10 protein-coding genes are annotated in these 9,900 nt (G+C 72.9%); 1 reads left to right on the plus strand and 9 read right to left on the minus strand.

Annotated elements, in window-relative coordinates; all coding sequences use genetic code 11:
- Positions 1-908 (minus strand): cation:proton antiporter (locus tag FAF44_RS49255; RefSeq protein WP_237110389.1); only part of this gene is annotated, 908 nt, incomplete at its 3' end.
- A gap of 136 nt (positions 909-1,044) precedes the next feature.
- On the minus strand, positions 1,045-2,253 hold the full coding sequence (locus FAF44_RS49260; protein WP_237110390.1) for a hypothetical protein: 1,209 nt from the start codon (positions 2,251-2,253) through the stop codon (positions 1,045-1,047).
- A gap of 230 nt (positions 2,254-2,483) precedes the next feature.
- Between FAF44_RS49260 and FAF44_RS49265 the strand changes: the two genes are divergently transcribed.
- Positions 2,484-4,481, plus strand: coding sequence for an ATP-dependent DNA helicase (locus tag FAF44_RS49265; protein ID WP_237110391.1), 1,998 nt, complete (start codon positions 2,484-2,486; stop codon positions 4,479-4,481).
- Positions 4,482-4,557: 76 nt separating this feature from the next.
- Here FAF44_RS49265 and FAF44_RS49270 read toward each other — a convergent pair whose 3' ends face one another.
- The 7 genes from FAF44_RS49270 to FAF44_RS49300 form a co-directional block, all read right to left on the minus strand.
- Positions 4,558-5,313, minus strand: a complete 756-nt coding sequence (locus FAF44_RS49270) for an SGNH/GDSL hydrolase family protein (protein ID WP_237110392.1) — start codon at positions 5,311-5,313, stop codon at positions 4,558-4,560.
- The gene (gene aroQ / locus FAF44_RS49275; protein ID WP_237110393.1) at positions 5,310-5,744 is read right to left on the minus strand and encodes a type II 3-dehydroquinate dehydratase; all 435 of its coding nucleotides are present in this window, start codon (positions 5,742-5,744) and stop codon (positions 5,310-5,312) included. Before aroQ ends, FAF44_RS49270 begins: the two co-directional genes overlap by 4 nt.
- Entirely contained in the window at positions 5,741-6,814 is a 1,074-nt protein-coding gene (gene aroB / locus FAF44_RS49280; RefSeq protein ID WP_237110394.1) for a 3-dehydroquinate synthase, read from the minus strand. Before aroB ends, aroQ begins: the two co-directional genes overlap by 4 nt.
- A 34-nt stretch (positions 6,815-6,848) precedes the next feature.
- A complete protein-coding gene (locus FAF44_RS49285) occupies positions 6,849-7,349 on the minus strand; it encodes a shikimate kinase (RefSeq protein WP_237110395.1) in 501 nt (166 codons plus the stop codon).
- Positions 7,350-7,368: 19 nt separating this feature from the next.
- Complete coding sequence (gene aroC / locus FAF44_RS49290) at positions 7,369-8,550, minus strand: chorismate synthase (RefSeq protein ID WP_237110396.1); 1,182 nt, start codon at positions 8,548-8,550, stop codon at positions 7,369-7,371.
- Between the two features lie 43 nt (positions 8,551-8,593).
- Positions 8,594-9,169: an A24 family peptidase gene (locus tag FAF44_RS49295; protein ID WP_237110397.1), complete on the minus strand. Its 576-nt coding sequence runs from the start codon at positions 9,167-9,169 to the stop codon at positions 8,594-8,596.
- 155 nt (positions 9,170-9,324) lie between these two features.
- A partial coding sequence (locus FAF44_RS49300) for an SseB family protein (RefSeq protein WP_237110398.1) occupies positions 9,325-9,900 on the minus strand: 576 nt, incomplete at its 5' end.

Here is a 9,900-nt window from a genome sequence, read left to right on the forward strand (position 1 = left end):
GCGTACCCCGCCACCGCCCAGGCGCTGTAGCCGGAGATGCCCTCGATCACGGTGACGAGTTGCAGCCCGATCAGCGCGAAGACGACCGCCTCGAGGAAGAAGTCGGTGACCTTCCACACCGCGTCGGACACCAGCCGGGTGCCGAATTCGCTCAGGTGCGTGCGGTTGCCCAGGTAGAGGCCGACGATCACCACCGCGATCACGCCCGAGGCGTGCACGGACTCGGCCGCGAGGTAGGCCGCGAACGGGATCAGCAGCATCAGCGTGTTCTCGACCAGCGAGTCGCGGGTGCGCTGGAAGATCCACGCGAACACGAACGCCAGCGCCAGCCCGATCGCCACCCCGGCCGCGGCGGCGAACACGAACTCCCACAACCCCTCCCACAGGCTGACGGCACCGCCCACGGCCGCCCCGACGGCCACGCGGTAGAGGGTGAGCGCGGTGGCGTCGTTGAACAGGCTCTCGCCGATCAGGATGGTCAGCGACCGGCGCGGCAGGCCCAGCCGGCGGCCGACCGCGACGGCGGCCACCGCATCGGGCGGGGCGATGATGGCGCCCAGCGCGAACGCCAGCGCCAGCGGCAGGCTCGGCAGCAGCAGATGGACGACCAGCCCCACCACGGCCGTGGTGAACAGCACCAGCCCGATCGACAGCAGCCCCACGGCCCTCTTGACGTCGCGCAGGCGCAGGTAGGAGCTATCGAGGGCGGCGGAGTAGAGCAGCGGGGGCAGGAACACGTACAGCACGAGTTCCGGCTCCAGCGGCACCGGCGGCACCAGCGGCGAGACCAGCAGACCGGCCGCCACCAGCAGCAGCGGGGCCGGCCAGCCCTTGCGCCGCGCGATCGCCGCCACGGCGATCGCGCCGCCCGCGACCAGCAGCAGTTGCAGGCCCATGGTCGGATTCACCGGCGCTCCTCCCCCGCCCCAGCCCGGACCTCGTCAGGGGGCGGTCGTGCGCTGACCGGCTGTGCCGCAGGCCCTGGCCGACCGCCTCAGGTCCATCATCCCGCCGTGAGCGTACCCACCGCGCCGCGGCGAATCCTCACCACTCCCTGCGGTCGCTTCTCTCGTGGTAGTCGGGCTGCTCGGGGCGCAGGCGCTCGCCCGTGGAGAACATGGGGTCCCCGACGTACGGGCGGGACATGCCCGCGTCGGGCTGCTGCTGGTACTGGTCCTGGTACGGCTCCTGCTGGTACTGCTCCTGCTGGTACTGGTCCTGGCGGCCGAGGGCGAGCAGCGGGTCCACCGGGCTGGGCTGCTGCCCCTGCTGCTGGTAGGAGCCGTAGTCGGGGGCCGCCGGCGGCTGGGCCTGCTGGGGAGCCGTGCGGCGGCGGCCCGCGCCCGGGATGCCGTGCATGGGCGTGCCCAGCCCGGCCGTGCTCGGCTGCGGCGCCTGGGGCTGCTGGTAGCCGTCGGAGTGCCGGCCGCCCAGCGGGTCGGCGCCGTACGGGTCGGAGTGATAGGCGTCCTGCCCGTACTGGGGCCGCTGGGGGGGCTGCTGCGGCTGGGCGGCCTGGTACGGGTCGGGCGCCTGCGACGGGAAGCCCAGCGGGTCGGTGCTGAGCGGGGCCTGCCCGCGCCGGCCGGAGCCGGGCAACTGGTAGACGGGCTCGCCGGCGTCCGCGTACTGCGAGCCGCTGAACGGGTCGGGCTGGGCGGCCGGCTGCGTGTAGTGGGGGCCGCTCAGCGGGTCGGCGGTGTAGTCGGCGGTGTACTGGGGGCCGCTGAAGGGGTCGCCCGTGTACTTCTGCTGCGGGGCGGTCGTCTCCACGTACTGCGGGCCGGTGAAGGGGCCGCGCTCCTGGCCGTACCCGGGGGCGGCGTCCCTGGGGGGCGCGCTCTCGCCGTACGAGGCCACCAGCTTGTCCTGGGGGGCCGGACCCCTGGCCACGAGGACGTCGCTGGGCGACAGGGACGCCGCGGGCCGCTCGTCGAGTTGCGGCGGCTGCGGCGGCTGGGTGTGCTGCGGGGGCCGGTGGTAGGTGCCGGTGCCCGGGATGGCCTCGGTGCCCGGATCGTGCGCGGGCACGGCGGGCTGCTCACCCGTGGCCTCCGCGAACCCCTCGTCAAGGGTGTCGAGCAGCCGGCCGACGTCCTCCATCGGCATGCGGAAGCTCGCTGTGCACATCTCGCCGCGCCACAGGCTGAGGACCAGCGTGCCCTCATGCCACGTGACCCGGAGGCAGCGCTCCTGACCTCGTGCATCGAAGAAGACTTCGCCGAACGACGGCAACGGGACAACTTCCGACATGGCAGACATACTGCTTTAACCAGCCTTTATTCGTCCACTCAACCCCGGAAAACCCTTGGGAACCGGCCTTCCCGTCTACACCCGGAACCCCTTCGGTCACACCCTGTGAAGCTCGCGCCGGGCCGGTTGGAGTTCCGATCGCCCAGTGTGCCACGCAACCCGGCGGGAGTGTCCGGGAACGCCGGGATGCGTCTGGGTGAACACGCCGCGTTCGGCGCGGCCACCCCGGAATGCCGGTAGCGTTTACTGCCGTGCCGGACTCCCATCTCCCACCAGTGGACGAACTGCTCAGCGTCGCGGTCAACGCTCTCGGCGGGAGCGATCGGCAGGGCCAGATCACCATGGTCCGCGCCGTGCAGAAGGCCATCGACGACGACGAGCATCTGGCCGTCCAGGCGGGTACGGGCACCGGCAAGTCCCTGGCCTACCTCGTGCCCTCGATCCGGCACGCGATGGACAGCGACTCCCCCGTCGTCATCTCCACGGCCACCATCGCCCTGCAGCGCCAGCTCGTCGACCGCGACCTGCCCCGGCTGTCCGAGGCGCTGGCCAAGGAGCTGCCGCACGAGCCGACGTTCGCCATACTCAAGGGCCGCCGCAACTACCTGTGCCGCTACAAGGCCACGGCGGGCTGGCCCGAGGAGGACGAGCAGGACCAGCTCTTCGACGCGCGCGAGGTGAGCGTCACCGGCCGCATGGTGCAGCGCATCCAGGAGTGGGCCGAGGAGACCGAGACCGGCGACCGCGACGAGCTGGTGCCGGGCGTCAGCGAGCAGGCGTGGCGGCAGTTCTCGGTGAGCGCCCAGGAATGCCTGGGGGCCTCCCGCTGCCCCAGCGGGGCCGAGTGCTTCGCCGAGCTGGCCAGGGCGCGGGCCGGCGAGGTCGACGTCGTGGTGACCAACCACGCGCTGCTGGCCATCGACGCGATGGGCGACCTGCCGGTGCTGCCCGAGCACGAGGTCGTGGTGGTCGACGAGGCCCACGAGCTGGTCGACCGGGTCACCTCGGTGGTGACCAGTGAGCTGTCGGAGGCGTCGGTCATGCTGGCCGTACGCCGGGTCGGCCGGCTCATCGACCAGCCGGTCGCCGACCAGCTCATGGAGGCCGGCGAAGACCTCAAGGCGCTGCTGGCCGCCGCCCCGCCCGGCCGCATCGACGACATGCCGCAGGTGCTGGGGCTGACCCTGCAGCTCGTCCGCGACACCGCCTGGCGCTGCATCACGGCCATGGGCCCGCGCGGCGCCGACAAGGACGACCCCGACAAGGCGGGCCAGCGCAAGGCCGCCTTCACGGCGCTGGACGAGGTGCACGACACCGCCGTGCGCATGCTCGACGCCTACGGGCACGCCTCGGAGTCCGACCGGGCCGAGGTCGTCTGGCTCGACGGCGCCACCGACCGCCGCCCGCCGTCGCTGCGGGTCGCGCCGCTGAGCGTGGGCGGCATGCTGCGCGACAAGCTGTTCGGGGAACGCACGGTGGTCCTCACCTCGGCCACGCTGGCGCTCGGCGGCACGTTCGACGCGCTGGCGGCGCAGTGGGGGCTCGGCGACGGCAAGAACTGGCAGGGCATCGACGTCGGCTCGCCGTTCGACCACCCGCGCTCCGGCATCCTCTACATCGCCAAACACCTGCCCCAGCCGGGCCGCGACGGCCTGCCGCAGCAGTACCTCGACGAGATCGCCGAGCTCATCGAGGCCGCCGGGGGGCGCACGCTCGGCCTGTTCTCCTCCATGCGCGCCGCCAAGGCCGCCACGGAGGCGCTGCGCGACCGTCTCGACGTACCGCTGCTGTGCCAGGGCGACGACTCGACGATGCTGCTGGTCAAGCAGTTCGCCGAGGACGAGCCGACCTGCCTGTTCGGCACCCTGTCGCTCTGGCAGGGCGTCGATGTGCCCGGTCCCTCGCTGCGGCTGGTCATCATCGACCGGGTCCCGTTCCCGCGTCCCGACGACCCGCTCACCTCGGCCAGGCAACGCCATGTGGCGGCCAAGGGCGGCAACGGCTTCATGGCGGTGGCGGCCAACCACGCCGCCCTGCTGCTCGCCCAGGGCACCGGACGTCTCCTGCGCGCCCAGGACGACAAGGGTGTCATCGCCGTCCTCGACCCGCGCCTGGCGACGGCCCGTTACAGCGGCTTCCTGCTCAACTCGCTGCCGCCGTTCTGGCGCACGATGGACCCGGCCGTCCCGCGCGCCGCGCTGCAGCGCCTCACGGCCGACCCGTCCTGACCCGCTCCCCGGCCGCCGCCTGACCCGGCACGTCCGGAACGATCAGCGGCCGGGACGATTCAGCGCGCCGGGACGGTCAGCGCCAGGGAGTGAGATCGGGCCGCTTCGCGGCGAGCCCGTCGCCCGAGGAGACCCCGCGCAGGCGCCGCGACACCCACGGCACGAGATGCTCGCGCATCCACTGGGCGTCCTCCCGCCGGCGGGCCCGGGGATCCACCTCCCGCTCCGGCCACTCCTTACGCCAGTCGTCGAACGGCACCCCCAGCACGTCCAGCACCCGGGCGGCCACGAGACGGTGCCCGTCCTCGTTCATGTGCAGCCGGTCGGGGCTCCACGCCCGCCAGTCGCGCAGCCCCTGCATGGACCACTGGTCGACGAGCCGGCAGCCGTACAGGTCGGCGATGGAGCGTACGTGCAGGTAGAAGACGGCGAAGCGGCCCCGCAGCCGCCGCATCACCGGCGTGTCGCGCGGGTCCACGCCGGTGAACAGCAGCACCTCGGCCCCGCAGGCCCGCAGGTCGCGCACGGCCCGCGCGAGCTTCTTGGCCAGCACGTCGGGGTCGCTGCCGGGCCGCAGCAGGTCGTTGCCTCCGGCGCAGCAGCCGACCAGGTCGGGCGCCATCTCGACGGCCAGCGGCACCTGCTCGGCCACGACCTGGTCGAGCAGCTTGCCGCGGACCGCCAGGTTGGCGTACCGGAAGGCGGGCTCGTCGGCGCCGAGCCGATCGGCCACCCGGTCGGCCCAGCCACGGTAGCGGCCGTCCGGCCCGGGATCGTTCAGCCCTTCGGTGAAGCTGTCGCCGAGGGCGACGAAGGACTTGTAATGCCTCATGAGGTGGTGTTCATCTCCGCGATAGCGTGCAGCGCAAGGACGTACGACTGTAGTCCGAACCCCGCTACCGTGCCCGTCGCCACCCCGGCGACGACGGAGGTATGGCGAAACTCTTCCCTGGCCGCGGGATTGGAGATGTGCACCTCGATGAGCGGCGCGGTGCGCTGGGCGATGGCGTCGCGCAGCGCGTAGGAGTAGTGGGTGAAGGCGGCCGGGTTGAGCACGACGGGGATGTCGCCGTCGCACGCCTCGTGGATCCAGCCGATCAGCTCGGCCTCGGAGTCGGTCTGGCGCACGTCGACCTCGTGACCGAGCTTGCCCGCGGTGTCGCGGCAGAGGTTGACGAGGTCCTCGTACGTCTCCGCGCCGTAGATGGAAGGCTCACGCTTGCCGAGCCGGCCCAGGTTGGGCCCGTTGAGCACGAGGATCATGCCGAGATCTCCTTGTAGGCGGCTTCGAGCAGCTCTTCCGCGGGGCCTTCGAGGCGGCCCGGCCTGGCCAGGCCGTCGAGCACGACGAAGCGCTGCTTGGCCCCGCGGTTCTTCTTGTCCAGGCGCATGTGGTCGCGCAGCCGGGGCCAGGCGTCGGCGCGGTAGCTGGTGGGCAGCCCGACGCTGGTGAGGATGGCGCGGGTGCGGGCGACGACGTCGGCACGGCCGGACAGCCGGGACAGCTCGGCGGCGTAGACCATGCCGATGGCGACGGCCTCGCCGTGTCGGATGCGGTAGTGCTCGTCGCGTTCGATGGCGTGGGCGAGCGTGTGACCGTAGTTGAGGATCTCGCGCAGCCCGGCCTCGCGCAGGTCGGCGCCCACGACGTCGGCCTTGACCTGGATCTTGCGCTCGATCAGCTCGCGCGTGTGGGGCCCGTCGGGACGGGTGGCGGCCTCGGGGTCGGACTCGATGAGACGCAGGATCTCGGAGTCGGCGATGAAGCCGCCCTTGATGATCTCGGCCAGACCCGCGACGTAGTCGGCCTTCGGCATGCTGTCGAGGGTGGACAGCTCGCACAGCACGCCCGCGGGCGGCAGGAACGTGCCGACGAGGTTCTTGCCCTCGGGCGTGTCGATGCCGTTCTTGCCGCCGACCGCCGCGTCGACCATGGCCAGCAGCGTGGTGGGCACGAGCACGACCTGCACGCCGCGCAGCCACGTGCCGGCCACGAACCCCGCCAGGTCGGTCGTCGCGCCCCCGCCCACGCCGACCACGGCGTCGGAGCGGGTGACGCCGCGGCGGCCCAGCTCGGACCACAGCCGCGCGGCCACCTCGACGGTCTTGGCCTGCTCGCCGTCGGGCACGGGCAGCTCGGCCACCTCGTAGCCGCTGCCGGACAGCGCCGCGCTGACCGGCCGGGTGATCTCCGGCAGGGTCTCGGGGCTGATCACGGCGACGGTGCGGACGCCGGGCCGCAGCAGCGTGGCCAGCTCGGTCAGCACGCCGGTGCCGATCACCACGTCGTACGGGCTGTCGCCGCGCACGTGGATCCTCGTCGCGTTCGTCATGCGGGCGGCCCCTCCACGATCACGGTCACGGCGGTCATGCGGGCAGGCCCTTCACGATCTCGTCGGCGAGTTCCTCCGGCTCGCGCCCGTCGGTCACGACGGTGATCGCGGACAGCCGCTCGTAGACCGGCCGCCGCTCCTCCATGAGCTTCTTGAGCCGGCTGCGCGGGTTGAGCACGAGCAGCGGCCTGGCCGAGGCGAGGCCGACCCGCTGCACCGCGTCGGACAGCCCGACCTGCAGATAGACCACGTGGTGGCCGGCCAGCAGGGCCTGCGTCTCCTCGTGCAGCACGGCGCCCCCGCCGAGGGACAGGACGCCGTCGTGCTCGGCCAGCGCGCGGCGCACGGCCTCGTGTTCGAGTTCGCGGAAGCGGGCCTCGCCGTCCTCGACGAAGATGTCGGCGACGGGCTTGCCCGCCACGGCCTCGACGTCGGCGTCGGTGTCGCGGAACGCCACGCCGAGCCGCTCGGCGATCAGCCGCCCGAGCGTGGTCTTGCCGGACCCGGGAGGCCCGATCAGCACAGCGCGTGTCATTGGTCGCTCACCTTCGCGGTCACTTGATCACCATGGACGAGAGGTATCCGGACAGGTTGCGGGCCACTTCCTCGACCGAGTCGCCGCCGAACTTCTCGATCGCCGCGTCGGCCAGCACCAGCGCGACCATCGCCTCGGCCACGATGCCGGCCGCGGGCACGGCGCACACGTCGGAGCGCTCGTGGTGGGCCTTGGTGGCCTCGCCGGTCTTGACGTCGATGGTGGCCAGCGCCCTGGGGACGGTGGAGATCGGCTTCATCGCGGCGCTGACCCGCAGGATCTCGCCGTTGGTCATGCCGCCCTCGACGCCGCCCGCGCGGTTGGTGACGCGGCGCACGCCGTCTTCGGTGGTGTACTCGATCTCGTCGTGGGCGCGGGAGCCGGGCCGGCGCGCGGTCTCGAAGCCGTCGCCGACCGCGACGCCCTTGATCGCCTGGATGCCCATGAGCGCCGCGGCGAGCCGGGAGTCGAGCCTGCGGTCCCAGTGCGTGTAGCTGCCCAGGCCGGGCGGCAGGTTGTAGGCGAGCACCTCGACGACGCCGCCGAGCGTGTCGCCGTCCTTGTGCGCCTTGTCGATCACGGCGACCATCGCGGCGCTGCCCTCGGGGTCGGCGCAGCGGACCGGGTCCTCGTCGATCCTGGCCAGGTCGCCGGGGCCGGGCAGGGTCTCGGCCGGGGTGCGCGCGCCGCCGATCTCGGTGACGTGGCTGACGATGTCGACGCCGAGCGCCTGCTTGAGGAAGCGCCTGGCGACCTCGCCCAGCGCCACCCGCGCGGCGGTCTCGCGGGCACTGGCCCGGTCGAGCACGTTCCTGGCGTCGTCGAAGCCGTACTTCTGCATGCCCGCCAAGTCGGCGTGGCCGGGACGGGGGCGGGACCTCGGCGCGTTGCGGGCCATGCCCTCCAACTCGGCCGGGTCGACCGGGTCGGCCGCCATGACCTTCTCCCACTTGGGCCACTCGGTGTTGCCCACGCGGATCGCGACCGGGCTGCCCATGGTGCGCCCGTGCCGGACGCCCCCGGCGATCGTCACCAGGTCCTGCTCGAACTTCATCCGCGCGCCGCGCCCATAGCCGAGCCTGCGGCGGCGCAGGGCCTCGTCGACGGCGGACGTGGTCACTTCCACCCCGGCCGGCAGGCCTTCCAGGATGGCGACGAGTTCGGGCCCGTGGGATTCTCCGGCGGTCAACCAGCGCAACATGCGTACAAGTCTTCCACGTACGGCCTAGTGGGATGTCCAGCGGTCAGGATGCGAGACAGAGTGCCGGAAGTGTTCCGAGCAGCATGAAGGTGCCGAAGGGGAAGTGGGTGTGCCTGGTGCCGCGTCCGGTGGCGAGCAGGAAGGCGGCGTAGAGCGCGCCGAGCAGTTGCCCGCAGAAGGCCGCCACGACCAGGGCGTCCCAGCTCAGCGCCGCGCCGGCCATGCCGATCAGCCCGGCGATCTTGACGTCGCCGAACCCCAGGGCCTCCGGCCTGAGCAGCCACAGCAGGCCGTACACCGCCGTCAGCGCCGCTCCTCCGGCCAGCGCCCTGGGCAGCTCCCCGGTCGGCAGCAGCGCCACCATCATGATCGGGTACGCCGGTAGCGTGATCGCGTCGGGCAGCGTGCTGGTACGCCAGTCGATGACGGCCAGGGCGACCGCGATCACGGCGAAGCACACGTACGGGAGCCCGGCCCGCCACGCGGCCAGCCCGGCCACGGCGGCGCAGACGAGCTCCAGGCCGGGCCAGGACGGCCGGCCGGCGTCGTCGTAGGACGCGGCCAGCGCCCTGATCCGGTCTCCGCAGACGAGGCCGACGAGCGCCATGAGTGCGACCACGCCGCCGACGCTAGCGGCGCCCGCCCACCCGCCGCGCGCCGCTATGCACACCCGGTATGAAGATCGACGCCGGGGGCGGCATCACCGGAGAGGCCGGGGGTCGATGTCGCCGGGAGAAACTGGAGGGGTTGGTGTCACCAGGAGTGGTCGATGGGTCAGCGTCGGCGGGAGAACCAGCGGCGCCGGCGCGGCGGCGCGGGCTCCAGCCGGGCCACGGTCGCCCCGGCCAGTTCCCCCACGGTGCCGGACTCGACGGCCGCGAGCGCCTCCAGCACCTCCCCCTCGATCACGAACTGCACCGGCCCGGCCACGTCCACCACGACCGCCGCCGCCTGTTCCTGCACGGCGGCCTGGCACACCTGCAGCGTCGTGGCCTGGATCGGCCGCGCGTCGGGCCGCCAGCGCGTGAGCGCCTGCGTGCCGGTGAACGCGAGCACCGCCTGCCTGCCGTCCTGCCCGACGAGCTTGGGCAGGGCCATCTCGCTCTCCTTCTCCTGCCGCAGCCCGTGCTCGCCCACCTCCGACTCGGTCAGCAGCGCGACCACGGGCACCAGCAGGCGGGCGCCGGTGAGCGCGTTCAGCACCTCGGTGGGCCCGGCCGTGCCCTCCTGGTAGGCGGCCAGCGCGGCGGCGACGACGGGGACGGCGCTGCCGTCGTCGTCGGGGTCGAGGGGTCGCGGGATGCTCGGCACAACGCCCGAGACTACCCGCGCCCACCCCCGCCCCCAGCC

It is taken from the genome of Nonomuraea sp. MG754425 (genome assembly GCF_021699195.1).
Taxonomy (GTDB): domain Bacteria; phylum Actinomycetota; class Actinomycetes; order Streptosporangiales; family Streptosporangiaceae; genus Nonomuraea.

What these genes read in the sequence shown, in the direction of transcription:
- FAF44_RS49260 (WP_237110390.1), bottom strand. Translation starts at nt 2,253, where the DNA reads ATGTCGGAAGTTGTCCCGTTGCCGTCGTTCGGCGAAGTCTTCTTCGAT.
- FAF44_RS49265 (WP_237110391.1), top strand. Translation starts at nt 2,484, where the DNA reads ATGCCGGTAGCGTTTACTGCCGTGCCGGACTCCCATCTCCCACCAGTG.
- FAF44_RS49270 (WP_237110392.1), bottom strand. Translation starts at nt 5,313, where the DNA reads ATGAGGCATTACAAGTCCTTCGTCGCCCTCGGCGACAGCTTCACCGAA.
- aroQ (WP_237110393.1), bottom strand. Translation starts at nt 5,744, where the DNA reads ATGATCCTCGTGCTCAACGGGCCCAACCTGGGCCGGCTCGGCAAGCGT.
- aroB (WP_237110394.1), bottom strand. Translation starts at nt 6,814, where the DNA reads ATGACGAACGCGACGAGGATCCACGTGCGCGGCGACAGCCCGTACGAC.
- FAF44_RS49285 (WP_237110395.1), bottom strand. Translation starts at nt 7,349, where the DNA reads ATGACACGCGCTGTGCTGATCGGGCCTCCCGGGTCCGGCAAGACCACG.
- aroC (WP_237110396.1), bottom strand. Translation starts at nt 8,550, where the DNA reads ATGTTGCGCTGGTTGACCGCCGGAGAATCCCACGGGCCCGAACTCGTC.